The sequence below is a fragment of the Halomonas sp. E14 genome (assembly GCF_052568415.1).
Genome location: NZ_CP199423.1, coordinates 375,784 through 399,314, shown reverse-complemented (window position 1 = coordinate 399,314; position 23,531 = coordinate 375,784). Strand labels below are relative to the sequence as shown.

General features: G+C 63.8%; 21 protein-coding genes, 2 tRNA genes and 3 rRNA genes. 12 read left to right on the top strand and 14 right to left on the bottom strand.

Features of this window, described 5'->3' with window-relative positions; genetic code table 11:
* Window positions 1-4: 4 nt before the first annotated feature.
* Window positions 5-1,180, bottom strand: a complete 1,176-nt coding sequence (locus ACT7B3_RS01810) for a MalY/PatB family protein (protein ID WP_445156666.1) — start codon at window positions 1,178-1,180, stop codon at window positions 5-7.
* A gap of 36 nt (window positions 1,181-1,216) precedes the next feature.
* On the opposite strand from ACT7B3_RS01810, the gene ACT7B3_RS01805 reads away from it, so the two are divergent.
* From ACT7B3_RS01805 to ACT7B3_RS01770, 8 genes are all read left to right on the top strand, one after another.
* Complete coding sequence (locus tag ACT7B3_RS01805; RefSeq protein ID WP_445158826.1) at window positions 1,217-1,651, top strand: hypothetical protein; 435 nt, start codon at window positions 1,217-1,219, stop codon at window positions 1,649-1,651.
* Between the two features lie 32 nt (window positions 1,652-1,683).
* On the top strand, window positions 1,684-2,502 hold the full coding sequence (locus tag ACT7B3_RS01800) for a hypothetical protein (protein WP_444678585.1): 819 nt from the start codon (window positions 1,684-1,686) through the stop codon (window positions 2,500-2,502).
* 65 nt (window positions 2,503-2,567) lie between these two features.
* Complete coding sequence (locus ACT7B3_RS01795) at window positions 2,568-2,981, top strand: acyl-CoA thioesterase (protein ID WP_445156665.1); 414 nt, start codon at window positions 2,568-2,570, stop codon at window positions 2,979-2,981.
* A complete protein-coding gene (gene ybaK, locus ACT7B3_RS01790; protein WP_445156664.1) occupies window positions 2,978-3,448 on the top strand; it encodes a Cys-tRNA(Pro) deacylase in 471 nt (156 codons plus the stop codon). The genes ACT7B3_RS01795 and ybaK overlap by 4 nt, the downstream gene beginning before the upstream one ends.
* An 87-nt stretch (window positions 3,449-3,535) precedes the next feature.
* The gene (locus tag ACT7B3_RS01785) at window positions 3,536-3,865 is read left to right on the top strand and encodes a hypothetical protein (RefSeq protein ID WP_444678588.1); all 330 of its coding nucleotides are present in this window, start codon (window positions 3,536-3,538) and stop codon (window positions 3,863-3,865) included.
* On the top strand, window positions 3,837-4,358 hold the full coding sequence (locus ACT7B3_RS01780; protein WP_445156663.1) for a DUF501 domain-containing protein: 522 nt from the start codon (window positions 3,837-3,839) through the stop codon (window positions 4,356-4,358). The genes ACT7B3_RS01785 and ACT7B3_RS01780 overlap by 29 nt, the downstream gene beginning before the upstream one ends.
* 87 nt (window positions 4,359-4,445) lie before the next feature.
* Window positions 4,446-4,568, top strand: a complete 123-nt coding sequence (locus ACT7B3_RS01775; RefSeq protein ID WP_444678590.1) for a hypothetical protein — start codon at window positions 4,446-4,448, stop codon at window positions 4,566-4,568.
* Between the two features lie 95 nt (window positions 4,569-4,663).
* A complete protein-coding gene (locus ACT7B3_RS01770) occupies window positions 4,664-5,221 on the top strand; it encodes an LOG family protein (protein WP_444678591.1) in 558 nt (185 codons plus the stop codon).
* A gap of 39 nt (window positions 5,222-5,260) precedes the next feature.
* On the opposite strand, the gene ACT7B3_RS01765 is transcribed toward ACT7B3_RS01770, so the two are convergent.
* Together ACT7B3_RS01765 and ACT7B3_RS01760 are read right to left on the bottom strand one after the other, a co-directional pair.
* Window positions 5,261-5,755 carry a 3'-5' exonuclease gene (locus ACT7B3_RS01765; RefSeq protein ID WP_445156662.1) on the bottom strand — a complete coding sequence of 165 codons (495 nt, stop codon included), beginning with the start codon at window positions 5,753-5,755 and terminating at the stop codon, window positions 5,261-5,263.
* A 56-nt stretch (window positions 5,756-5,811) separates the two neighbouring features.
* Complete coding sequence (locus ACT7B3_RS01760; protein WP_444678593.1) at window positions 5,812-6,345, bottom strand: tetratricopeptide repeat protein; 534 nt, start codon at window positions 6,343-6,345, stop codon at window positions 5,812-5,814.
* A 220-nt stretch (window positions 6,346-6,565) separates the two neighbouring features.
* Between ACT7B3_RS01760 and ACT7B3_RS01755 the strand changes: the two genes are divergently transcribed.
* Together ACT7B3_RS01755 and yaaA are read left to right on the top strand one after the other, a co-directional pair.
* Window positions 6,566-7,597, top strand: a complete 1,032-nt coding sequence (locus ACT7B3_RS01755; protein WP_445156661.1) for an NADP(H)-dependent aldo-keto reductase — start codon at window positions 6,566-6,568, stop codon at window positions 7,595-7,597.
* A 112-nt stretch (window positions 7,598-7,709) separates the two neighbouring features.
* Window positions 7,710-8,489, top strand: a complete 780-nt coding sequence (gene yaaA / locus ACT7B3_RS01750; protein ID WP_445156660.1) for a peroxide stress protein YaaA — start codon at window positions 7,710-7,712, stop codon at window positions 8,487-8,489.
* Between the two features lie 15 nt (window positions 8,490-8,504).
* On the opposite strand, the gene ACT7B3_RS01745 is transcribed toward yaaA, so the two are convergent.
* A complete protein-coding gene (locus ACT7B3_RS01745; RefSeq protein WP_445156659.1) occupies window positions 8,505-9,080 on the bottom strand; it encodes an isochorismatase family protein in 576 nt (191 codons plus the stop codon).
* A 92-nt stretch (window positions 9,081-9,172) separates the two neighbouring features.
* Here ACT7B3_RS01745 and ACT7B3_RS01740 point away from each other — a divergent pair, with 92 nt between their 5' ends.
* Window positions 9,173-10,000 carry a Tim44 domain-containing protein gene (locus ACT7B3_RS01740; RefSeq protein WP_445156658.1) on the top strand — a complete coding sequence of 276 codons (828 nt, stop codon included), beginning with the start codon at window positions 9,173-9,175 and terminating at the stop codon, window positions 9,998-10,000.
* Between the two features lie 114 nt (window positions 10,001-10,114).
* Here the strand turns inward: ACT7B3_RS01740 and ACT7B3_RS01735 are convergent, their stop codons facing one another.
* The 10 genes from ACT7B3_RS01735 to ACT7B3_RS01690 all read right to left on the bottom strand — a co-directional run bounded on the left by ACT7B3_RS01735 (window position 10,115) and on the right by ACT7B3_RS01690 (window position 22,447).
* Complete coding sequence (locus tag ACT7B3_RS01735) at window positions 10,115-10,300, bottom strand: hypothetical protein (protein WP_445156657.1); 186 nt, start codon at window positions 10,298-10,300, stop codon at window positions 10,115-10,117.
* Between the two features lie 555 nt (window positions 10,301-10,855).
* A 5S ribosomal RNA gene (gene rrf, locus ACT7B3_RS01730) occupies window positions 10,856-10,971 on the bottom strand.
* A gap of 81 nt (window positions 10,972-11,052) precedes the next feature.
* A 23S ribosomal RNA gene (locus tag ACT7B3_RS01725) occupies window positions 11,053-13,942 on the bottom strand.
* A 223-nt stretch (window positions 13,943-14,165) separates the two neighbouring features.
* Window positions 14,166-14,241 (bottom strand) — tRNA-Ala (locus ACT7B3_RS01720).
* A 109-nt stretch (window positions 14,242-14,350) separates the two neighbouring features.
* Window positions 14,351-14,427: transfer RNA gene (locus ACT7B3_RS01715), tRNA-Ile, on the bottom strand.
* A 93-nt stretch (window positions 14,428-14,520) separates the two neighbouring features.
* Window positions 14,521-16,061, bottom strand: a 16S ribosomal RNA gene (locus tag ACT7B3_RS01710).
* Together the 16S, 23S and 5S rRNA genes with 2 tRNA genes alongside form the textbook arrangement of a ribosomal RNA operon.
* Before the next feature lie 638 nt (window positions 16,062-16,699).
* Window positions 16,700-19,585 (bottom strand): FAD-binding and (Fe-S)-binding domain-containing protein, encoded by a 2,886-nt coding sequence (locus tag ACT7B3_RS01705; RefSeq protein ID WP_445156656.1) that lies wholly within the window; start codon window positions 19,583-19,585, stop codon window positions 16,700-16,702.
* Window positions 19,582-20,250: a LutC/YkgG family protein gene (locus ACT7B3_RS01700; RefSeq protein ID WP_445156655.1), complete on the bottom strand. Its 669-nt coding sequence runs from the start codon at window positions 20,248-20,250 to the stop codon at window positions 19,582-19,584. The genes ACT7B3_RS01705 and ACT7B3_RS01700 overlap by 4 nt, the downstream gene beginning before the upstream one ends.
* Window positions 20,247-21,695, bottom strand: a complete 1,449-nt coding sequence (locus ACT7B3_RS01695) for a LutB/LldF family L-lactate oxidation iron-sulfur protein (RefSeq protein WP_445156654.1) — start codon at window positions 21,693-21,695, stop codon at window positions 20,247-20,249. Before ACT7B3_RS01695 ends, ACT7B3_RS01700 begins: the two co-directional genes overlap by 4 nt.
* Window positions 21,692-22,447 carry a (Fe-S)-binding protein gene (locus tag ACT7B3_RS01690; RefSeq protein ID WP_445156653.1) on the bottom strand — a complete coding sequence of 252 codons (756 nt, stop codon included), beginning with the start codon at window positions 22,445-22,447 and terminating at the stop codon, window positions 21,692-21,694. Before ACT7B3_RS01690 ends, ACT7B3_RS01695 begins: the two co-directional genes overlap by 4 nt.
* A gap of 302 nt (window positions 22,448-22,749) precedes the next feature.
* Here ACT7B3_RS01690 and ACT7B3_RS01685 point away from each other — a divergent pair, with 302 nt between their 5' ends.
* Complete coding sequence (locus tag ACT7B3_RS01685; RefSeq protein WP_444678602.1) at window positions 22,750-23,523, top strand: GntR family transcriptional regulator; 774 nt, start codon at window positions 22,750-22,752, stop codon at window positions 23,521-23,523.
* Window positions 23,524-23,531 lie beyond the last annotated feature (8 nt).

Here is a 23,531-nt window from a genome sequence, read left to right as displayed (position 1 = left end):
TGCCTCAGCCCTTCAGCACGCCATCCAGGCGCCTCAGCGCCTCGTCGAGCTGGGCTGCCGTGGTGCCGAAGTTGAGCCGCACGAAGCCCGGCCGGCCGAAGTCGGCACCATCGGAGAGCGCCACCTTCGCCGCCTCGAGCAGCGCCTGCTGGGGCGAACCCGAGGCATGGGCGAGCCCCTCGGCCCGCCGCAGGTCGAGCCAGGCCAGGTAGGTCGCCTGCGGAGCGCTCATGGCCACTCCTGGCCAGCCGGCCACATGCTCGACAAGACGCTGGCGATGCCCTCGCAGTACGTCGAGCAATGCCTGTCGCCACGGGTCGCCATGGGCATAGGCGGCCTCGGCCGCGACCAGTCCCAGTACGTTGACGTCGGGCAGCAGCCCGCGCGCCGCCGCGGCGAAGCGCGCACGCAGCGCGGCATCCGGGATCACCGCACAGGCGGCGGTGAGGCCGGCAAGGTTGAAGGTCTTGGACGGCGCCCACAGGGTGATGATGCGCGCCGCCAGGGCCGGGAACGCCGCCGCCAGCGGCCGGTGCACCGCATCCTCGTCGAGCAGCAGGTCGCAGTGCAGCTCGTCGGAGACCACCAGCAGGTCGTGGCGCTCCACCAGCGCCGCCAGGCCGGCCAGCTCCTCCTGGCTCCAGGCCCTGCCGGTGGGATTGTGCGGCTGGCACCACAGCAGGAGGCGCGTCTCGGGGGTGATGGCCGCTTCCAGCGCCTCGAGGTCGAGCCGCCACGGCTCCCCAGGGGCGGTGGGCTCGGCCAGCGGGGCCTGCTGGGCCAGGCGGCCGGTGCGTTCGGCCACCTTGAGGAACGGCGGGTAGATGGGCGTGACGGTCAACACGCCCTCCCCAGGCTCGGTCAGGGCCAGGCTGGCCAGGTGCAGGGCCGGCACCACGCCGGGCAGCCACAGCTGCCACTCGGGCTCGATCGCCCAGCTATACTCGCGCCGGCTCCATTCGCCCATCACCCGGGCCAGGCTGGCAGGCACCGTGCCGTAGCCGAAGACCGCATGATCGACCCGCTTATGCAGCGCCACGACAACCTCCGGCGGCGAGCGAAAGTCCATGTCGGCCACCCACAGCGGCAGCGTGTCGTCACCGTAGCGGTGCCATTTCTGGGAGGACCAGCCGCCCTCAGGGTGGCGACGCTCCACAAGCGTGGCAAAATCGAACTCCATGTTCTCGTCCTCGGGGAAAGCGATATGAGCGAAACCATGCCGCAAAGCGGATTCTATGCCAAGGTGCGCCGGGGCATGCCGGCCCTGATCGACCAGTGGCGCCAACTGGGCCAGGGCGGCCCGACGCAGCTGGCGCTCATCCTGGCCGAGACCGCACGCGTCGCGCACCTGGGCGAACCCGAGGCCACCCCCGACGGCGCCATGCTCGAGGCGTGGAGCCACCCCGAGGCGGGAGACGCCATTCCGCTGTGGGCGGCGCGTACCGCCACCTTCCTGCTGGCGCAGATGCCGGCACGGCCGCTGCCGAAAAGCGACGACGAGGCCTGCGCCTGGGCCTATTGCTGGCTGCGCAACCGCACGTTCGCCAGCGTCGACGAGGCGCGCGCCGCCCTGCCGAGCCACTTGCAGGAGATCCTGACACACGCGGTGGGTGCCGCCTGGGCCGACCGCCAGGGGCTGCGCCTCGTCTAACCGCTTCACCCCCCTCACAAGGAAATTCCCTCTTGGACGTTCCCCTGAGCTGGCAGCTGGCCAAACTGGCAGTATCGATCGGCATCGTGCTGGGCCTGTCGGTCGTCGCCGAGCGTGTCAGCACCCGGGTGGCCGGGCTGCTGGCGGGCTATCCGCTGGGCACCGCCATCGCGCTGTTCTTCATCGGCCTGGAGATTTCGCCGGGCTTTGCCGCCGACAGCGCCGTGTTCAGCCTGGCCGGGTTCACCGCCACCATGGCCCTGGGCGGCGGCTACCTGCTGTGCGGCCGACGCGACGGCCTGGGCGGCGTACTGGCCGGCACGGCAGGCGGCCTGCTTGCCTGGTGGCTGACGAGCCTCGCCCTGACCCGCTTCGACTTCACCCGGCTGAGCGGCACGCTGGTAACGCTGGCGGCGATCCTGCTGTTCACTTGGCTTTATCGCCACCTGCCGGACGTGCGCACCGGTGCCCGCACGGGCGGCGCTCGCTGGCCGGCACTGGCGCTGCGCGCCGCGCTTGCCACCGCGATCGTGTTCATCGTCACCGGACTCGCCCACGTGCTGCCCACCTCCTGGGCCGGCATGCTGGCGGCCTTTCCGATTTCGATGTACCCGCTGCTGGTGATTCTGCATCTCACCCACGGCGCGGCGCCCACCGCCACGGTGATCAAGCATTACCCCGCCGGGCTTGGTGCGCTGCTCTGCTATGCGCTCTGCGTCTCGCTCACCTATGCCACGCTCGGCCTGCTGTGGGGCACGCTGGCCGGGTTCGGCGTGGCGACGCTGTGGTTGCTGGGCTGGATGCGGCTGCGGGCCTGGCAGGGAGCGAGGAAGGCGGCGGCAGGCACTTGACCTAGCGTTTGCTCGGGGCAATGCTGTTGCTCCGACAACAAGACTCACCCTGACGAGGACGCCCAATGTTCGTGCGCACGATCGAACCTGCCTTCTACGACACCGATGCCCTTGGCCACGTCAACAATATTCGCCTGCCGGCCTGGTTCGAGCTGGCGCGCAACGAGCTGTTCCGGCTGTTCACGCCTGACCTCGATCCGCACAAGTGGCGCCTGATCATGGCGCGCATGGAGATCGACTACCGCGCCGAGCTGCACTACGGCAGCGACATCGAGATTCGTACCTACCTGTCTCGCCTGGGCAACAGCTCCTTCACGGTGACCCAGGAGGCTTGGCAGAAAGGCAAGCTGACCAACCTGGGCCACACGGTCCTGGTGCACTTCGACCACGCCACCAAGCGGGCCGTGCCTATCAAGGGCGAGCTGCGCGAGGCGCTCGAGGCTCATCTACAGCCGCTGGAGGAGCCCACCGACGCATGACTCCTGCGGTCAAGGCGCTGGAGCGCGACGGCACCGAGTTCGCCCTGCTCAGCTACGAGCACGACCCGCGCGCGCCGGCCTACGGCGAAGAGGCGGCGCGCGCCCTGGGGCTCGACCCGCGAACCGTGTTCAAGACGCTGGTCGTGTGCCTCGATGAGACACGGCTGGCGGTGGGTATCGTGCCGGTGAGCGGGCAGCTCGACCTCAAGGCCCTGGCCAAGGCGGCTGGCGCCCGGCGAGCGAGCCTGGCCGGTGCCGCCGAGGCCGAACGTGCCACCGGCTATGTGCTTGGCGGCATCAGCCCGCTGGGCCAGAAGAAACGGCTGCCGACCTTTCTCGACGCCAGCGCCGAGCGCCTCGAGCGGATGCACGTCAGCGGTGGGCGGCGCGGCCTGGAGATTGCACTCGCCCCCGCCGACCTGATTCGCCTGTGCCCTGCGCGCCTGGCCCCGCTGCTGCGCGGCTGATACAGGCTGAGCCGATCTTCGCCGCCCGCGGTCCAAGCCTCATGACCCTACAGGCAGAAGGGCCACTCACGCTTGCAGGAGACAGACATGGCCATCCGCTACAACCTCTGGCTCGATCCAGACAACGTCGCCCAGCACCGAGCCGTGGAAGCCGACCTGGAGCGCTACTTCATGGAGCGCTTCGCCGACTTCCCCCATATCCGCTTGTTCGGGGCCGACCCGTACGATTATGATGCCCCGTTCAATCGCCTCTACGACGTGCTGATGGCACGGGCCAACGAGTACTGCGAACGCCAGTGGCGGGGCTACGTGCCGACGCCCGAGCAACTCAACCGGACCTTCTTTCGCGCCGTGGGCCGCTCCAACAAGTTCGTACGGGACCCCCACGATGGTAATCCAGACCGACCAGGCACCTGACGCTCGCCAGCTCGCCATCATCACCGCACAGCTGGGACGCGCCCCGCGGGGTATCGAAGCCGTGGCCGCCGTCGACGGCGAAGGCACTCCCCTGGTGCTGCGCATGGCCCCGATCGTCGATGGCAAGCCGTTTCCCACGCTCTATTGGCTGTGCAGCGAACACCTTAAGATCGAGATCTCGCGCATCGAGGCCCAGGGCGTCATCAAGCGGCTCGAGGCCAGGCTGCAGCAAGACGCCGATTTTCTCGCCGCCTACCACGCCAGCCACCGCGACTACGTGGCTACGCGCTGGCGCTGCATGAGCGCCTCACAGCACCGGGACATCGAGCGGCTCGGCTACGAGGACGTGCTGCGTGAGCGTGGCATCGGCGGCATTGCCAACTGGGACCAGGTACGCTGCCTGCATACCCAGTACGCTCACCATCTATGCGGCCACAACGTGATCGGCCAATGGCTCGATGCCGAATTCCAGGTGGCCAACTGCCTGCCCTGATGGCTCGCTGCCGACGGCACTGCCAAGCAGCTGCCAAACACCCCTGACCCACCCCGACCTCTCCCCTGACGAAAAAAGGAGTCCCCCATGTATGTCGATACCCACGTGATCGCAAGTCTGGTGCTGATTGCCAGCATGCTGGGCATCACCGGCACCGGCCTGGTACTGCTGCAGCGCGTCATGCGTCGCGACGCCTCTCGCCAGCGCTGAGCCTGGCTCGCCGGGCGCAACGCGCCCGGCACCCTCCCCGCCTTTCGGCTCCACCGGCTTCGGGCTAGGATAGTGGCCCCTTGAGGAGGAACCGCATGGCAAGATTCTGTGTTTACCTGGGCTCTCGCGATGGCCGCGACGAGGCCTATCGGCACGCAACCCGCGCCCTGGGGCGCGAGCTGGCCCGGCGCGGTCATGGCCTGGTCTATGGTGGCGCCCGGATCGGGCTGATGGGAGAGCTGGCCAACGCCGTACTCGCCGAAGGCGGCGAGGTCATCGGGGTTATGCCCGATCATCTGGTCGAGCGTGAGCAGGCCCATGAAGGGCTACCGACCCTCATTCGTGTCAACAACATGCATGAGCGCAAGGCCAGCATGGCAGCGCATGCCGATGCCTTCATCACGCTACCCGGCGGCATCGGCACCCTGGAGGAGCTGTTCGAGTCCTGGACCTGGCAATACCTGGGGCTGCACGACAAGCCCATCGGCGTGCTCGACACCGCCGGCTTCTATGCGCCGCTGCTGCGCTTTCTCGATAGCGTAGTGGAACAAGGCTTCCTCAATCCCCAGACGCGCGATTGCCTGGTCGACGCCAGCGATCCGGCAGCGCTTCTCGATGCGCTGGAGGCACGCCTGGCCGCCAGGCAGCCCTAGCCAAGGCGGAGTCGTCGAGGCATACCGCCGGCGCCTTCCTCAGCCGCCGGCATCCAGCGTGCGGGCGTAGACCAGTTGCAGCAGGCGTGCGTCCTCGGCGGCGCGATGGCGGCGTATCCCCAGCTCTTCGACCAGGGCTTCGCGAGTGGCGTGCCACAGGCTGAGCTGGCGCTCGCTGAGCAGCACGCGCAGCGCCTCGAGACGGAACGTGGGCAGCATGCCGGCATGGTAGAACAGCAGCGAAAGCCAGGTATTGTCATAGCCCCAGCTGTCGCTGTAGGCGATGCCCGCCTGGCCCAGCTCGTCGTTGAGCCAGCGTGCCACCTGCTCCACGGGCAGCCCCTCCCGCGCCAGGCGGGCGCGTGAAATGCCGTGCAGCAGTTCGGCCTTGGGGTCCCAGTGCGTCCACTCCGCCAACGGCTGGATGAGGGAGGCGCAGCAGCTGCCGTCGGCCCGGGCCAGGCCGACCTCGATGGGGTAGCTACCGCGCCCGAATCCAGACGCTTCGATGTCCAGCAGTGTCGGCAGCGTCACGCGGCAGAGGGTCCTTGGCATTGGCCGCCCGGTAAGGGCCGCCATGGGGTGGTCATCTAGTGTCGGGTCTTGGCGGCGCGGCTGTCCAGCCCCTCGGTGCCAGGTTCGAGGCGCTCGAGCGCGACGGCACGGTCGGCGATGGCCTGCCAGTGCTCGGCATGGATGGCATCGACGGCAAGGCCCAGCTCTCCGTGGCGATAGGCCTTGGCCAGCCGTTCCGCCGCCAGCGGATGCCCCGCCTCGCCGGCCCGGGCATACCAGGTGACGGCACGCTCTTCGCGGCGCGGATACTGTGCACAACCATGCTCATGGATCAAGCCGGCCTGGTACTGTGCCTTCAGGTCACCGGCCTGGGCGGCTTCCAGCACGTAGCGGGCACCCTTGGCCTTGTCCTGCGGCGTGGTTCCCCGGTGAAACAGCATATGCCCGTACAGGGACAGCGCCGCCGGATGCCCCGCATCGGCACAGCGCTGAAAGAGGTGCAGGGTCAAACGCTGGGTGCGCGGCGAGCGAGGCAGCCAGCGCGTATGAAACAACTGTTCTGCAAGACGGTACTCAAGCCGGGTGAACAGTGATGATGTCTGCGTCATGGCAAACCATCCTGTGTTCGTATCAGTGCTGCGCATGCGGCGACCCACTGCCCTGTGGCTGCCTGCATGACGAATCGAAAGCCGCCACCCGGACTCCGCCGGGCATTTGAGGGTCGCCAGCATACGCCTGCCCCAGCAGCGACTCAACCCCCTCATTTGCTGCGTCGACGACCCTCGGCTAGCATGGCAATCGGGAATTGCTGAGCAGACAGGAGCCACGATGCAAACGCGACCGCTGGGCAACACGGGGATCGATGTCAGTCGCCTGTGCCTTGGCACCATGACCTTCGGCGAACAGAACAGCGAGAAGGAGGCGCATGAGCAGCTGGATCGCGCCGTGGCCTACGGCATCAACTTCATCGACACCGCCGAAATGTACCCGGTGCCGCCACGCGCCGAGACCCAGGGGCGCACCGAGGCCTATCTTGGCAGCTGGCTCAAGCGACGCGACAGCCGCGACGACGTCATCATTGCCACCAAGGTCACCGGTCCCGGCCTCGAGCATATTCGCGGCGGTACGCGCCTGAGCCGGGAACAAATCCACCAGGCGGTCGACGACAGCCTTCGGCGGCTGCAAACCGACTATATCGATCTCTACCAGCTGCACTGGCCCCAGCGCACCACCAACTACTTCGGCCGGCTCGGCTTCGAGTTCGATGACGAGGAAGATGCTATCGACCTGGAAGAGACCCTACAGGTGCTCAAGAGGCTGGTTGAGGCCGGCAAGGTACGCGCCATTGGCCTCTCCAACGAGACGCCCTGGGGCGTGATGAAAGCACTGCAGCTGGCTGAGCGCCTGGACCTGCCGCGGGTCGCGTCGGTGCAGAATCCCTACAACCTGCTCAACCGCACCTTCGAGGTCGGCCTGGCCGAGATCGCCCATCGTGAAAACGTCGGCCTGCTGGCCTATTCGCCGCTGGCCTTCGGCGTGCTGTCGGGCAAGTACCTGGGCGGGGCCCGCCCGGAAAAGGCGCGCCTGACGCTATTCGAGCGCTTCAAGCGCTATACCTCGCCGCTGGCCGAACAGGCGACCCAGGCCTATGTCGACATTGCCCGCGACCATGACCTGGACCCTGCCCAGATGGCGCTGGCCTTCGTCACCTCGCGGCCCTTCCTGACCAGCAACATCATCGGTGCCACCACCATGGAACAGCTCGAGGACAACCTCTCCAGCGAGTCGCTCAAGCTCGACCAGAGTGTGCTCGATGCCATCGAGGACGTTCACCGGCGCTGGCCGAACCCTTCGCCCTAGGCCCGGCATCAAGGTGCCTACGGGGCTATCACTGCGATAGCCCCGCCGCTCTCCTGCGGTTGGTATACTCGCGACCTACCGACTCGCCTCTCTTCAGGTACAGGAGCGCCCCATGCTAAGCGTGATCTCGCCCGCCAAGACGCTGGACTTTGAGACTCCGTCCACCACCACCGTCCACACCCAGCCTGACTTCCTTGAGCGGAGCCGAGACCTGATCGAGATTCTCAAGGGCTACACACCGCCGCAGCTCAGTGAGCTGATGAGCATCAGCGACAAGCTAGCCGGGCTCAATGCCGCCCGTTTCACCGAGTGGTGTCCGCCGTTCACGCTGGACAACGCCAAGCCGGCCGCTCAGGCATTTCAGGGTGACGTCTATGTCGGCCTCGAGGCCTCCACCTTCAACGACGGCGACAATGCCTTTGCCCAGCGGCACCTGCGCATCCTCTCCGGGCTCTATGGCCTGCTACGCCCGCTGGACCTGATCCAGCCCTACCGCCTGGAGATGGGCACCCGGCTACCCAACCCCGCCGGAAAGGATCTCTACGCGTTCTGGAAAGGCACCTTGACGGACGCGCTCGACGAGGCGATCAAACACAGCGGCTCACTGGTGCTGGTCAACCTGGCCTCCAACGAATACTTCAAGGCGGTCGATGCCAAGCGACTCCAGGCGCGGATCGTCACGCCGGTGTTCAAGGATGAGAAGCGCGGGCAATACAAGGTCATCAGCTTCCATGCCAAGAAGGCACGGGGGCTGATGGCCGCTTGGATGATCCGTGAACGACTCGACGATCCGGCACGGCTCAAGGAGTTTGATGTTGCGGGCTATCGCTTCAATAGCGCGATGTCCGAAGGTGATACCCTGGTCTTCACGCGACAGGAAGACCAGGGCTGATCAACTCAGGTGTGCTCAAAAGAAGCGGAGCGGGCGCGCCGAGCGTGGCTTGAGGTTACGCCGATGCACCTGCTTGAACTGGGCGTCGTCACAGCGTTCCAGCCACTCATAGGCCACCATGTCGGCGCTCACCACCGTCGCGCCGGCCTGCATGATTCGCTGGCGCGCCAGCGCGGCCTCCTCGGCGCGCCGGCTAGCCGTCGCTTCGGCCAGCCAGAACACCTGGTAGCCAGCCTCGAGCAGTCCGAGACCGGTCTGCAGTACGCAGATATGGGCTTCCGTACCGCACAATACGATCTGGGTACGTCCGCTGGCGGCTAGCGCGCCGGCGAAATCGGCCTCGGCATGGGCATTGAAGTGCAGCTTCTGCCACAGGCAGTGATGGGGCAGCGCCTCCAATAGCCTTGGTTCGCTGCCTCCCAGGCCCGCCGGATACTGCTCGGTAATCCAGACGGGGACATCAAGGGCTTCCGCCACGCCACCAAGCCACGCCGCCTCGGTGACCGCCTGGTCGCCGCCTTCGATGACAGGCAACAGGCCCGCCTGCAGGTCAATCAGCAACAACAGACTCTTTTTACTGTCTAAACGCATAGCCTACCCCTATTTATTATCGTCACTTCTTACAGCATAGCCGCTAGAATGTGGTTTCAAAATTCAAACCCCTTCCCTTGGAGAGTTCATTGATGCGTCAACTTCTCGTCATGCTTGTGGTCGGCGTGCTGGGCTTCGCCCTCGCGGTCGATCATGCCGAGGCCCGCCGCATGGGCGGCGGCGGCAACGTGGGCAACTATTCCCGTTCGGTCGACCGCCCCGCAGCCGCTCCCAACCAGGCGGCACCGGCACGCCAGGCCCAGCCCAACCAGGCGACCGGATCGCGCATGCCCGGCATGCTTGGCGGCCTGCTGGCCGGCGGCCTGCTGGCCGCGCTCTTTTTCGGGGGTGCCTTCGACGAACTGCGCCTGATGGATATCCTGCTCGTCGCCGGGATTGCCTTTTTGCTGTTCCGCCTGCTGGCACGGCGCCGCACCGCCACCGCCGGCGGACCACAACCGGCACCCGTACACCAGGAGCCCATCAACCAGCCCCAGGCCTTCCAGTCGGCACCTGGTGCAGCTGTCGGTGGCAGCGCCTTCGGCAGTCTCCCCGCCTGGTTCGACCGCGAGCGCTTCCTGGCCGGCGCCAAGGAGCACTTCATGACCCTGCAGCGGGCCTGGGACAGCAACGACTTCAGCAATATTCAGGAGTACGTGACCCCCGAGCTCTACAACCTGCTGCGTGAAGAGCGTAAGCAGCACCCGGCCAATAACCGCACCGAGGTCGTGCACCTTTTCGCCGAGCTCGGCGACGTGCGAGAGATCGGCAATCAGGCCGAAGCGACGGTAATTTTCCACGGTGTGCTTGATGAAAACGGCGAACAGTCCGAATTCAACGAGACCTGGCACCTGATCCGCGACATGCGTGAGGGCGCCCCCTGGTACCTGCAGGGTATCGAGCAAAACACGCCGTCTTGAGTTTTCTCTTCACTTCCGAGCCGGGCCTTGCGTCCGGCTTTCTTAACGTCGGCATTTACGCTTGCCGTATTCCCTCTATCCCTTTACGCCAGCGCAGCGCCATCAGCCCGGGCATCACTCCCCCTCCGCGTCATCCTCGATCTCCTCGCTCACTTCCTTGATGTTCTTTCGCAGCTCTTTCATCGCGTTATCAATATTTCGCTCGGTCTTTTCCCCTGGCCCGGCATTGTCACATCCACTGGCCGCCGATACCGCTAATACCAACAGCAAGATGGCACCATAGCGACCCAAACATGGCATGAATCACACCTCTTTGCATGGCACTTGTACATGAACCGACACCCTATGCCTGGCACTGGCTGTCTGCCACGTCATTTTGGTAATCCTTGGTAAGTGTTGTTCATGCTCTTGACCGGCAGAGCGATGACTCCTGGTTACACGAGAGGTCAAGTAAGCAGCTTGCCTCCCGCCAGCGCATCTCCGCGAAAGCGGGTAAGTTGCCCTGATACGGTGTACAGCTCGCGGAGTGGCCACGTCGGGCGCCCACCAAGCATTGGGTGGGTACGTAAGCGCTGGCCAAGGACCTCCACGAAGGCGGAAGCACGGCACACACAGGCGGCATAGCGACTCTATCAGCGGCCCTAAACGACGACACCCAGCCTCGCGGAGGCTGGGTGGCTGAAAAGGGGCCTGATGATGGTCAGGGCGGCGCGCTCCGCTACTCGACTCGTCTCATCCTAAGACTCGCCCTAGGGGCCTGCTACCGCAGTTTCCGCCTGTTCCCGACAGGCGGGATCCGTGGGAGGCCCCCAAACGACGAAACCCCGACCAGTTGGCCGGGGTTTCTGAAAAGATGCCTGACGATGACCTACTCTCACATGGGGAGACCCCACACTACCATCGGCGCTGAGCGGTTTCACTGCTGAGTTCGGCATGGGATCAGGTGGTTCCCACTCGCTATGGTCGTCAGGCGAAAACGGTTGGAATCATGCTGACGCGATCGTCTCGTCGTATCCGTCAATGTGCGCGATGCGCAGACCCCTTGGGGTTATATGGTCAAGCCTCACGGGCCATTAGTATCGGTTAGCTCAACGCCTTGCAGCGCTTCCACACCCGACCTATCAACCAGCTGGTCTCGCTGGGCCCTTCAGGAGGCTCAAGGCCTCGGGGAGATCTCATCTTGAAGGGGGCTTCCCGCTTAGATGCTTTCAGCGGTTATCCCGTCCGCACGTAGCTACCCGGCAATGCCACTGGCGTGACAACCGGAACACCAGAGGTGCGTCCACTCCGGTCCTCTCGTACTAGGAGCAGCTCTTCTCAAATCTCCAACGCCCACGGCAGATAGGGACCGAACTGTCTCACGACGTTCTAAACCCAGCTCGCGTACCACTTTAAATGGCGAACAGCCATACCCTTGGGACCGACTTCAGCCCCAGGATGTGATGAGCCGACATCGAGGTGCCAAACACCGCCGTCGATGTGAACTCTTGGGCGGTATCAGCCTGTTATCCCCGGAGTACCTTTTATCCGTTGAGCGATGGCCCTTCCATACAGAACCACCGGATCACTAGAACCTACTTTCGTATCTGCTCGACGTGTCTGTCTCGCAGTTAAGCACCCTTATGCTCTTGCACTCAACGCACGATTTCCGACCGTGCTGAGGGTACCTTCGTGCTCCTCCGTTACGCTTTGGGAGGAGACCGCCCCAGTCAAACTACCCACCACACACTGTCCTCGATCCGGATCACGGACCTGAGTTAGAACGCCAATGATGCCAGGCTGGTATTTCAAGGTTGGCTCCACCCGAACTGGCGTCCGGGTTTCCTAGCCTCCCAGCTATCCTACACAAGCAACATCAGCGTCCAGTGTGAAGCTATAGTAAAGGTTCACGGGGTCTTTCCGTCTAGCCGCGGGTACACAGCATCTTCACTGCGATTTCAATTTCACTGAGTCTCGGGTGGAGACAGCGTGGCCATCATTACGCCATTCGTGCAGGTCGGAACTTACCCGACAAGGAATTTCGCTACCTTAGGACCGTTATAGTTACGGCCGCCGTTTACCGGGGCTTCGATCAAGAGCTTCGCCCGAGGGCTAACACCATCACTTAACCTTCCGGCACCGGGCAGGCGTCACACCCTATACGTCCGCTTGCGCGTTTGCAGAGTGCTGTGTTTTTAATAAACAGTTGCAGCCACCTGGTATCTTCGACCGCTTCGTGCTCCGGCCGCGAGGGCCTTCACACTAGTGCGGCGTGCCTTCTCCCGAAGTTACGGCACCATTTTGCCTAGTTCCTTCACCCGAGTTCTCTCAAGCGCCTTGGTATTCTCTACCTGACCACCTGTGTCGGTTTGGGGTACGGTCCCATAGAGTCTGAAGCTTAGAGGCTTTTCCTGGAAGCGTGGCATCGATGACTTCGGCACCGTAGTGCCTTCGTCTCACCTCTCGGCCTTGGGATCCCGGATTTGCCTAAGATCCCAGCCTACTGGCTTTCACCAGGACAACCAACGCCTGGCCCACCTAGCCTTCTTCGTCCCCCCATCGCAACTCTATGAGGTACGGGAATATTAACCCGTTTCCCATCGACTACGCCTTTCGGCCTCGCCTTAGGGGCCGACTCACTCTGCTCCGATTAGCGTCGAACAGAAACCCTTGGTCTTCCGGCGGGGGAGTTTTTCACTCCCCTTGTCGTTACTCATGTCAGCATTCGCACTCGTGATACCTCCAGCAGACTTCTCAATCCACCTTCATCGGCTTACACGACGCTCCTCTACCGCTCATCCAGAGGATGAACCCGTAGCTTCGGTACCTGGTTTAGCCCCGTTACATCTTCCGCGCAGGCCGACTCGACTAGTGAGCTATTACGCTTTCTTTAAAGGATGGCTGCTTCTAAGCCAACCTCCTAGCTGTCTGAGCCTTCCCACATCGTTTCCCACTTAACCAGGATTTCGGGACCTTAGCTGACGGTCTGGGTTGTTTCCCTTTTCACGACGGACGTTAGCACCCGCCGTGTGTCTCCCACGCTGCACTCACCGGTATTCGGAGTTTGCCTCGGGTTGGTAAGTCGGGATGACCCCCTAGCCGAAACAGTGCTCTACCCCCGGCGGTGATACGTGAGGCGCTACCTAAATAGCTTTCGAGGAGAACCAGCTATCTCCGAGCTTGATTAGCCTTTCACTCCGATCCACAAGTCATCCAAATCTTTTTCAACAGATCCTGGTTCGGTCCTCCAGTTGATGTTACTCAACCTTCAACCTGCTCATGGATAGATCGCCCGGTTTCGGGTCTATTTCCAGCGACTGGTCGCCCAGTTAAGACTCGGTTTCCCTACGCCTCCCCTATACGGTTAAGCTCGCCACTGAAAATAAGTCGCTGACCCATTATACAAAAGGTACGCGGTCACATGACTAGCATGCTCCCACTGCTTGTACGCATACGGTTTCAGGATCTATTTCACTCCCCTCTCCGGGGTTCTTTTCGCCTTTCCCTCACGGTACTGGTTCACTATCGGTCAGCCAGGAGTATTTAGCCTTGGAGGATGGTCCCCCCATATTCAGTCAAGGTTTCACGTGCCCCGACCTACTCGATTTCACGACACTCAGATTTCGGCTACGGGACTATCACCCGCTATGGTCAGGCTTCCCAGCCTGTTCGCCTATCAGTTGTGCCGCTTAAGGGCTAGTCCCCGTTCGCTCGCCGCTACTAGGGGAATCTCGGTTGATTTCTTTTCCTCGGGGTACTTAGATGTTTCAGTTCCCCCGGTTCGCCTCCCAACACCTATGGATTCAGTGTGGGATACCCAGCTTGTGCTGGGTGGGTTTCCCCATTCGGAAATGCCCGGGTCACAGGTTGTTTGCCACCTCACCGAGCCTTATCGCAGGCTACCGCGTCCTTCATCGCCTCTGGCTGCCAAGGCATCCACCGTATGCGCTTAATCGCTTGACCATATAACCCGAAGGGGTCTGGTCTGCGATCACGTACGACATTGCCGGATACGCTTGAGACGTATCTTCGTTTCCTTTCCTGTCGGAAAGGAACTGTCAGCATGATTCACATTGTTAAAGAGCAGACTGTCAATCGACAGTCATAAACCGCTCATCGCGTGCTGCGAGGATGGCTTATGACTGCGGATCCGATCAGGTAAGACTGTGGATACGATGGAGCGTAATGGTGGAGCCAAGCGGGATCGAACCGCTGACCTCCTGCGTGCAAGGCAGGCGCTCTCCCAGCTGAGCTATGGCCCCACTGATCACCGCGTTCTCATTGGCGGTGAATTTCGTCGGAGTCAAGGTGCTTTGGGCCGACGCATAGCTCGCTATGCGAGGTTCAAAGCAACGCCGTATCCGGCGAAATTGGTGGGTCTGGGCAGATTTGAACTGCCGACCTCACCCTTATCAGGGGTGCGCTCTAACCAACTGAGCTACAGACCCGGCTAACCACTGGGTCGGCGACCCAAACAGTCTTTGCTCTGGCCGATCAGGTAATTCATTGTGAGCACTTGCCGCGAGGCGTGATATGTCCTTTAAGGAGGTGATCCAGCCGCAGGTTCCCCTACGGCTACCTTGTTACGACTTCACCCCAGTCATGAACCACACCGTGGTGATCGCCCTCCCGAAGGTTAGGCTAACCACTTCTGGTGCAGTCCACTCCCATGGTGTGACGGGCGGTGTGTACAAGGCCCGGGAACGTATTCACCGTGACATTCTGATTCACGATTACTAGCGATTCCGACTTCACGGAGTCGAGTTGCAGACTCCGATCCGGACTGAGATCAGCTTTCTGGGATTGGCTTGCTCTCGCGAGTTCGCAACCCTTTGTACTGACCATTGTAGCACGTGTGTAGCCCTACCCGTAAGGGCCATGATGACTTGACGTCGTCCCCACCTTCCTCCGGTTTGTCACCGGCAGTCTCCTTAGAGTTCCCGACTTTACTCGCTGGCAAATAAGGACAAGGGTTGCGCTCGTTACGGGACTTAACCCAACATTTCACAACACGAGCTGACGACAGCCATGCAGCACCTGTCTCTGCGTTCCCGAAGGCACCCCTTCGTCTCCGAAGGGTTCGCAGGATGTCAAGGGTAGGTAAGGTTCTTCGCGTTGCATCGAATTAAACCACATGCTCCACCGCTTGTGCGGGCCCCCGTCAATTCATTTGAGTTTTAACCTTGCGGCCGTACTCCCCAGGCGGTCGACTTATCGCGTTAACTGCGCCACAAAGTCCGCGAAGGACCCAACGGCTAGTCGACATCGTTTACGGCGTGGACTACCAGGGTATCTAATCCTGTTTGCTACCCACGCTTTCGCACCTCAGTGTCAGTGTCAGTCCAGAAGGCCGCCTTCGCCACTGGTATTCCTCCCGATCTCTACGCATTTCACCGCTACACCGGGAATTCTACCTTCCTCTCCTGCACTCTAGCCTGACAGTTCCGGATGCCGTTCCCAGGTTGAGCCCGGGGCTTTCACAACCGGCTTATCAAGCCACCTACGCGCGCTTTACGCCCAGTAATTCCGATTAACGCTCGCACCCTCCGTATTACCGCGGCTGCTGGCACGGAGTTAGCCGGTGCTTCTTCTGTGGGTGATGTCCTTCCTCGCGGATATTAGCCGCGAGGCTTTCTTCCCCACTGAAAGTGCTTTACAACCCGAAGGCCTTCTTCACACACGCGGCATGGCTGGATCAGGCTTGCGCCCATTGTCCAATATTCCCCACTGCTGCCTCCCGTAGGAGTTCGGGCCGTGTCTCAGTCCCGATGTGGCTGATCATCCTCTCAGACCAGCTACGGATCGTCGCCTTGGTGAGCCTTTACCTCACCAACTAGCTAATCCGACATAGGCTCATCCGATAGCGCAAGGTCCGAAGAGCCCCTGCTTTCTCCCGTAGGACGTATGCGGTATTAGCCTGGGTTTCCCCAGGTTATCCCCCACTACCGGGCAGATTCCTATGCATTACTCACCCGTCCGCCGCTCGCCACCAGGAAGCAAGCTTCCCGTGCTGCCGCTCGACTTGCATGTGTTAGGCCTGCCGCCAGCGTTCAATCTGAGCCATGATCAAACTCTTCAGTTTAAGATCAGTAGTCCGTTAAGCGGACCAAACTTGGCTCAAGGTTAAAGCTTCTCAAAAGACCCGAAGGTCTCGACGAGTCGCTTGCCTTGATAATGGTGTGACTTCTCACCACCTCATCGACAAGCGCCCACATGAATTACCTGATCGATTGTTAAAGAGCGTCTCGCTTGCTGTCGCGGCCGTCGATCCTGTGATCGAGGGGCCTCACCAGCGCCCTGCGAGGAAGGCGTATTCTACTCAAGTGCCGGAGTTTGTCAACTCTCTTCGTGGCCGTCACCGTGGTGACCCTGACCGCGAAGACCCGCCGGAGCGGGCGACCGCAAGCCCGCTGCCGGACTTGCTTTCGAGTGGGGCGCATTCTACCGAATTCGCCGTGGGCGTCAAGGGCGATTTTTGCGAAACGAATCGAAAAAACCAAAGCGAGACAACCACTTACCACTCTCCCCACCGCTGATGACGTTGCCCGTCACCGGCAGCGGATGCGTACTTTACGCATTCACCCCGGGCACCGCAAGCCTTGCGTGTAAAAAAATTTCAGGCGGTCGGCGCCGGGGCGATACGCAGGGGCTACTAGGGCGAGAGACGAGCGTCGCCAACGCTATCCACAAGCGCTCACCAACGAGTGCCTGTGGAAGGATTCAGGCGGTGTCTCTTGCCTCGTCTCGCCGCTGGCTGGCACGGTCGAGCAGCGAGAGGATCGAGCGATACGGGATACCGCCATGCAGCGACAGGCCGATCTCGCAGGTACGCGAGTTGGAGTAGCCCGCGTCGCACGCTTCCACCTGGGTCGCCAGCCCCTTAAGGGCCGAGGCGTTGAGCTCCGGCGTGACCAGCCCCTTATCGCCGGCAAAGCCGCAGCAAGTGATCTCTGCCGGCACCACCACCTCACGGGCACAGGCCCGCGCCAGGGCCACCATGCGTTCGCCAAGCCCCATATGGGTGCTGGAGCAGGTCACGTGCACCGCTACACGCTCGTCGAGCGGGGTGATGGCAAGCCGCGGTAGCAGGTGGTCGTGGGCGAAGGCCACGGGCTCCTGCAGGCTCAGCCGTTCATCCAGCCGGCTCTGCATGTGCAGCACGCAGGGACTGGTGTCACTGAGGATCGGGTAGCGCCCATTCTGGCTGGCCACCAGCAGTTCACGGTTGAGTTCACGGGCCTTGTGCGTCGCCTCGTCGAACTGCCCCTTGGACTGGAAGGCCATGCCGCAGCAGAGATGCCCGGGCATCTCGGGCAGGATCACCTCGAAGCCCGCCTTGTCGAGCAGTGAAAGGGTGATCTCCATGATCGAGCGATTTTCGCTGTCGCCATGGGTGGCGCCGAAGACCCGAGTGGCGCAGGAAGGAAAGTAGACGACCTTGTCGCGCGCTTCGCCGCCAGCCGTCGTCGTCTGCTTCAACACTCGCACCGGCGCCGCTTTGGGTAGCGTCGGCACCCACTGGGGCACCTTGCCACCGCTGGCCCGAGTGAGGGCGCCACTCACGCCGGAGAGCCCCTTCTCGCCGAGCACCGCACGCCCGACGCCGGCCAGGTTGAGCAGGCCCCGCGCCACCCGCGTGGTGCCAGAGAAATGCCGCCCCACACGGCGCGCCGTATCGGCATACGGCGCCAGCCGCTCGCGGCGCATCTCACGGATCAGCTCACCGGTGTTGATTCCCACGGGACACTGGGTAGCACAGAGGCCATCGACGGCACAGGTTTCGTCACCGGCATAGCGGTAGTCGTCGCGCAGCCGCTCGAGCCGCGCGGCCTCTTCGCTGCTCGGGCTAGCGCCCAGCGCTTCGAGCCTGGCCATCTCACGGGCGGCGACGATGCGCTGCCGCGGCGTGAGCGTGAGGTCGCGTGAAGGGCAGACATGTTCGCAGAAGCCGCATTCGATGCACTTGTCGACGATGGGGTCGGCGGCCGGCAGCGGCTTGAGGTTCTCCAGGTGCAGGGTCGGATTGCGGCTGAGAATCACGTCGGGATTGAGCAGATTCTCCGGGTCGAACAGCGCCTTGATCTGCCACATCAGCGCGTAGGCCTCGGGTCCCCACTCCAGTTCCACATAGGGCGCCATGTTGCGCCCGGTGCCATGCTCGGCCTTGAGCGAGCCGCCGTACTCGACGCCGACCAGCTGCGCGACCTCATCCATCAGCGCCTGGTAGCGCTCCACCTCGCCAGGCTTCTCGAAGCCCTGCGGGAAGACGAAGTGCAGGTTGCCCTCCAGCGCGTGGCCGAACAGGATCGCCTCCGGGTAGCCATGGCGGTGGAAGGCCTCGGTCAGCGCCAGCACGCCTTCGTCGAGACGCTCGATAGGGAAGGCGACATCCTCGATGATCACCGTGGTACCGGTATCACGCACCGCACCGACGGCGGGAAACAGGCCTTTGCGGATCTTCCAGTAGAGTTCGTAGAGCGCCTTGTCACGGGTGAAAGTCACCGGCTCCAGGGTGTGGATGCCCTCGAAGATGGCTTGCACGGCGTCGAGCCGCGCCTGGAGCTCCGCTTCGTCGTTGCCGCGCACGTCGATCAGCAGCGCCGCCGCCCCTTCGGGCAGGCGCTTGAGCGCCTCGGGCATGCCCGGCTTGTTCTCCACCGAGCGCAGCGCGGCACGATCCATCAGCTCCACCGCTGAGACCGGCGCCGGCTTAAGCGCGATGGTGGCGCGACAGGTGGTGGCCATATCGGGCAGGAAGACCAGCGCCGCCGCCTTGTGCGGCTCGTCGACGACGGTGTCGTAGGTGATGGTGCTGATGAAGCCGAGCGTGCCCTCGGAGCCGATCATCAGGTGCTTGAGGATCTCGATGCCGTCGTCGAAGTCGACCAGGCTGTTGAGCGCGTAGCCGGTGGTGTTCTTGAGCCGGTACTTGTGGCGGATCTTCTCCGCCAGCGCCGCGTTGGCCCGGGTCTCGGCGGAGAGCCGCTCGAGCCCCTCGACGAGTTCGACATGGCTACGACGAAAGGCTTCGCGGCTGGCCGGATCGGCAGTATCCAGGCGGGTGCCGTCAGCCAGGATGATGCGCATGTCGCGCACCGTGCGATAGCTGTTCTGTGCCGTACCGCAACACATGCCTGAGGCGTTGTTGGCGGCGATACCGCCCACCATGCAGCTGTTGATGGAGGCCGGGTCGGGCCCGATCTTGCGCCCGAACGGGATCAGCAGCTGGTTGGCCCGGGCGCCGATGACGCCGGGCTGCAGGCGGATCGCCCGGCCATTGTCGAGGATTTCGTGGCCGCGCCAGCCCTCGCGCAGCTGGATCAGCACCGAGTCGGTGACCGCCTGCCCCGAGAGCGAGGTGCCGGCAGCGCGGAAGGTGACCGGCAATTGACGCTTGCGGCAGCCGGCCAGCACCGCCATCAGCTCGCCCTCGCTGGCGGGACGCACCACCAGCCGGGGAATGAGGCGGTAGAAGCTGGCATCGGTGCCGTAGGCCAGGGTGCGCAAGGGGTCGTCGATCAGCCGCTCGGCGGGCATGATCGCGAGCAGTTCCTGCTTGAGCGCCTGCCAGGGGTCAACGGCGGGGGCGATGTTGGCGATGGTCATGGGCGCCCCTCGGCATGGCGCAGCAGCACCACCAGCTCGCGCGGTCCGTGGACGCCATAGGCCAGGGTCTGCTCGATGTCGGCGGTCTTGCTCGGCCCGGAGATCAACAGCGCGTTAGTGGGCATATCACCGGCCCAGCCATGGGCCTCAACGACGTCGAAGAAGGTATCCTCGATGGTATCGGCATCGAGCACGGCAATATGGATCGGCGGCACCAGGCTGAGCAGGCGCGGTTCGTCGGGGGTCGGCCACAGCCACAGGCTGCCGGTTTCGGCGATGGCGCCGCGGGTCGAGGTCAGGCCGGCGTCGGTGTCGTGGAACTGCTCGTGCCGCCAGCTCTCGATGTCGCGGTCGGCATCGATCAGCACGACCTCGGCCTCGGCCAGGGCCTCACGCGCCTCTGCGGCGACGGGGTGCTGCCGACCCAGCGCCAGGCGCCGAATGCCCTTGGCCGCGAGCAGCTCGGCCAGCGTCGCGGTCCAGCCATCGCGGGAGGTATGAATCACTTCGCCGTGCACCGAGGCGATCAGGCGCTCGAAGCGGGCCAGCCGCTCCTGATGGCTCCAGCCGCGGCCGGTGACCACGGCGAAGTCACTGACGGGCGCCGTCAGCGGGCCGTCGGCTCGCTCGCGCAGGCGCTTGAGAATGTTGTCGCGGGCGCTCATGAACGCTTGCCTCCCTTGTCGGCCTGATGGCGCTTGACCAGCTCATGCAGCGAGGCCTTGGCCGGCTTGGGCGCGGTGCGGTGCTCCGTCCAGGGCCCCAGCTTCGACGGCATCAGTGCCTGCAGTTTGCCGGCGATGGCCGTGCTGCTGCGCCAGGCGCCGGGATGCGTGGCCAGCCACTGGAAGCCCTTCCACGCCGCCACCTCTTTCCTGCTGCGCTTGACGCCGGCACCGGGCACGTTGCCACGCCCTTCGCCCACCGCCTCGCGGCGCAGGCGCACCAGCAGGTCGGGTATCGGAATCTTGACCGGACACACCTCGCCGCAGGCGCCGCACAGGCTCGAGGCGGTGGGCAGGTCCTTGGTCGCCTCCAGGCCCATCATGTGCGGCATCAGGATGCTGCCGATGGGACCGGGATAGGTGGTGCCGTAGGTATGCCCCCCCACCCGAGTGTAGACCGGGCAGTGGTTCATGCAGGCGCCGCAGCGGATGCAGCGCAGGGTGTCGAGCAGTTCGTCGTCCTGATAGATATTGGAGCGCCCGCTGTCGACCAGCACCAGATGGACCTCCTGCGGCCCATCGTGCTCGCTCGCCTTGCGCGGCGAGCTGATCATGTTGAAGTAGGTGGTGACGTGCTGGCCGGTGGCCGAACGCGTGAGCAGCGCATAGAGCGGCGGCACGTCGCGCAGGTGCTCGACCACCTTTTCGATGCCGGTCACGGCGATATGTACCGGCGGCACGGCGGTGGTCATACGGCCGTTGCCCTCGTTCTCCACCAAGCACAGGGTGCCGGTCTCGGCCACGGCGAAGTTGACCCCCGAGATACCCACATCGGCCGCCATGAAGCGCTCGCGCAGCTGGGCGCGGGCCGCGGCGGTCATGGTGTCGACGTCGCGGGTGCGCTCGATGCCGGTTTTATCGTGCATGATCTCGGAGATCTCATCGGTATTGAGATGGATCGCCGGCATGATGATGTGGGAAGGCGTCTGCTGGTTGAGCTGCACCAGGTATTCGCCGAGATCCGACTCCAGCGCCTCGATGCCCGCCTCTTCGAGATGGGCATTGAGGTGCATCTCCTCGGAGACCATCGACTTCCCCTTGATCACCGCCTTGGCGCCGTGGCGCTGGCAGATCTCGCGGATGATGCGGCACGCCTCGCCGCCGTCCTCGGCCCAGTGCACCTGGATGCCGTTGGCCTGGCAGTTGGCCTCAAGCTTCTCCAGCAGGTCGGGCAGCTTGGCCAGCGCGCGCAGGCGGATATTGGCGCCGAGCTCGCGCAGGGTTTCAAGATCCCAGTCGCTGAACACGTCGCGGCGCTTGGTCATCAGACCGTCCATGGCGCGGCGGAAGTTGGCGCGGATCTGCGGGTTGCCCAAGGCGTCGTGGGCCTGGCGATGGAAATCGCGGGGGGTGAAGGTCTGCACGTCGGGAGTCGATGCGCTCATGAGGTCCTCCGCCACAGGTAGCTAGCGATGTGCTCGCCCTTGACCGCCTTGCGCTGGTGTTCGAAGCGCCCGCCGATGTTCATCAGGCAGCCGCAGTCGGAAGTGACGAACTGCTTGGCACCGGTGGCCTCGATGGCCTGTGTCTTGTCCTCCACCATGGCAGCCGACACTTCCGGATGGCGTACCGCGAAGGTGCCGCCGAAGCCGCAGCACTCCGCGGCCCGCGCCTGCTCCACCAGCTCCACCTGGCCGAGCCGGGCGAGCAGCGCCGGGCCGGTCTCGGCCAGGCCCATCTCGCGGCGGGCGCTGCACGAGGTATGCATGGCCACCTTTTCCGGCTGACCGCGATCCTCGAGCCGCAGCTGGCAGACATGCAGCAGGAATTCGGTCAGCTCATAGATGCGCCCGGCCACCTCGTTGGCCCGGGCCTCATGCTCGGTGCCGGCAAAGAGCTGCGGGTAGTGGGTGCGCATCATGCCACCGCAGGAGCCGGAGGGCACCACGATCGGCCAGGCCTCGGGAAACAGGTCGAGCTGTGCCGCTGCCACGGCCTTCGCTTCCTCATGGTAGCCGGACGTATAGGCCGGCTGACCACAGCAGGTCTGCGCCTGGGGATAGAGCACCTCGATCCCCTCACGCTCCAAAAGGCGAATGCCATCCAGGCCGGCTTCCGGATAGAAAAGGTCGACGAGGCAGGTCCCGAAGAAGTAGACCTTCTCCGGCTTGGGTGGGTACAGCTTGACTGGCGTCATGAGGATCCCTCATTGCCGGCCCGCGGCGAGCGTTGGGCGGAGTCACGTCATGTTTGTTGTTACGGAAAATTGGTTTTACCAATTTACCGTGGCGAGTGGGAGAACCTTAGGGATCCCCCCTTGCAGTGTCAAACCAGATGCTGAAAAAATAACCACCAAGATTCTTATACTTTGGTCCAACTTTAGCGATCCGGCGCGGTCTGGGCGCGCTGCGCCGGGCTTTGCAATATGCCGCCGGATACTTCAATATTGGTAAGACCAATTCCTAGCCCCTCCAGTGCCGGCCACCCAGGAACGACCGCATGACCTACCAGACCGTTCGCCAGCCCCGCCTGGCCGATGTCATCACCGAGCGCCTCGAAGCGATGATCCTCGAAGGCAGCCTCAAGCCGGGCCAGCGCCTGCCGCCGGAGCGCGAACTGGCGGAGCGCTTCGGGGTGTCGCGGCCGTCACTGCGCGAAGCCATCCAGAAGCTGGCCACCCGCGGCCTGCTGACCAGCCGCCAGGGCGGCGGCACCTTCGTCACCAGCGAGCTCAACAGCGGCTACAGCGACCCGCTGCTGGACATGCTGGCGCGGCATCAGGAGTTCCACCTCGACCTGCTCGAGTTCCGCGATGCCATGGAGGGTATCTCGGCCTACTATGCCGCGCTGCGCTCCACTCCGGCCGACCGTGCCATGCTGATCAAGCGCTTCGAGGAGCTGGAGGCCTGCTTCGCCGGGCGCAACCCCGAGCTTGAGGCCAAGGCCGACGCCGCCTTCCACCTGGCCATTGCCGAGGCCGCGCACAACGTGCTGCTGCTGCACACCATCCGTGGCATCTTCCACCTGCTGGAGAAGAGCATCGTCGACAACCTCGCCCACCTGTTCGAAAAGCCACAGTCGCGCCCCACGCTGATGAAGCAGCACCGCGCCCTGCTCGACGCCATTCTCGAAGGGCGCGCCGAGGACGCCCGCGCTCGGGCCCACGAACACCTGGTGTTCGTCGAGGAGGGGCTGCTAGAGATGGAGCGCGCCGAGACCCGCGCCCAGCGCGCCCTGCGGCGCGCCCAGGCGCTGCCGGAAGTGCCCTCCTGAGGCGCCCC

Coding starts and splice junctions, on each gene's coding strand:
- ybaK (WP_445156664.1), top strand. CDS start 2,978: ATGACTCCTGCGGTCAAGGCGCTGGAGCGCGACGGCACCGAGTTCGCC.
- ACT7B3_RS01745 (WP_445156659.1), bottom strand. CDS start 9,080: ATGCGTTTAGACAGTAAAAAGAGTCTGTTGTTGCTGATTGACCTGCAG.
- ACT7B3_RS01780 (WP_445156663.1), top strand. CDS start 3,837: ATGGTAATCCAGACCGACCAGGCACCTGACGCTCGCCAGCTCGCCATC.
- ACT7B3_RS01770 (WP_444678591.1), top strand. CDS start 4,664: ATGGCAAGATTCTGTGTTTACCTGGGCTCTCGCGATGGCCGCGACGAG.
- ACT7B3_RS01685 (WP_444678602.1), top strand. CDS start 22,750: ATGACCTACCAGACCGTTCGCCAGCCCCGCCTGGCCGATGTCATCACC.
- ACT7B3_RS01755 (WP_445156661.1), top strand. CDS start 6,566: ATGCAAACGCGACCGCTGGGCAACACGGGGATCGATGTCAGTCGCCTG.
- ACT7B3_RS01690 (WP_445156653.1), bottom strand. CDS start 22,447: ATGACGCCAGTCAAGCTGTACCCACCCAAGCCGGAGAAGGTCTACTTC.
- ACT7B3_RS01705 (WP_445156656.1), bottom strand. CDS start 19,585: ATGACCATCGCCAACATCGCCCCCGCCGTTGACCCCTGGCAGGCGCTC.
- ACT7B3_RS01795 (WP_445156665.1), top strand. CDS start 2,568: ATGTTCGTGCGCACGATCGAACCTGCCTTCTACGACACCGATGCCCTT.
- ACT7B3_RS01785 (WP_444678588.1), top strand. CDS start 3,536: ATGGCCATCCGCTACAACCTCTGGCTCGATCCAGACAACGTCGCCCAG.
- ACT7B3_RS01810 (WP_445156666.1), bottom strand. CDS start 1,180: ATGGAGTTCGATTTTGCCACGCTTGTGGAGCGTCGCCACCCTGAGGGC.
- yaaA (WP_445156660.1), top strand. CDS start 7,710: ATGCTAAGCGTGATCTCGCCCGCCAAGACGCTGGACTTTGAGACTCCG.
- ACT7B3_RS01740 (WP_445156658.1), top strand. CDS start 9,173: ATGCGTCAACTTCTCGTCATGCTTGTGGTCGGCGTGCTGGGCTTCGCC.
- ACT7B3_RS01700 (WP_445156655.1), bottom strand. CDS start 20,250: ATGAGCGCCCGCGACAACATTCTCAAGCGCCTGCGCGAGCGAGCCGAC.
- ACT7B3_RS01735 (WP_445156657.1), bottom strand. CDS start 10,300: ATGCCATGTTTGGGTCGCTATGGTGCCATCTTGCTGTTGGTATTAGCG.
- ACT7B3_RS01805 (WP_445158826.1), top strand. CDS start 1,217: ATGCCGCAAAGCGGATTCTATGCCAAGGTGCGCCGGGGCATGCCGGCC.
- ACT7B3_RS01760 (WP_444678593.1), bottom strand. CDS start 6,345: ATGACGCAGACATCATCACTGTTCACCCGGCTTGAGTACCGTCTTGCA.
- ACT7B3_RS01695 (WP_445156654.1), bottom strand. CDS start 21,695: ATGAGCGCATCGACTCCCGACGTGCAGACCTTCACCCCCCGCGATTTC.
- ACT7B3_RS01775 (WP_444678590.1), top strand. CDS start 4,446: ATGTATGTCGATACCCACGTGATCGCAAGTCTGGTGCTGATTGCCAGC.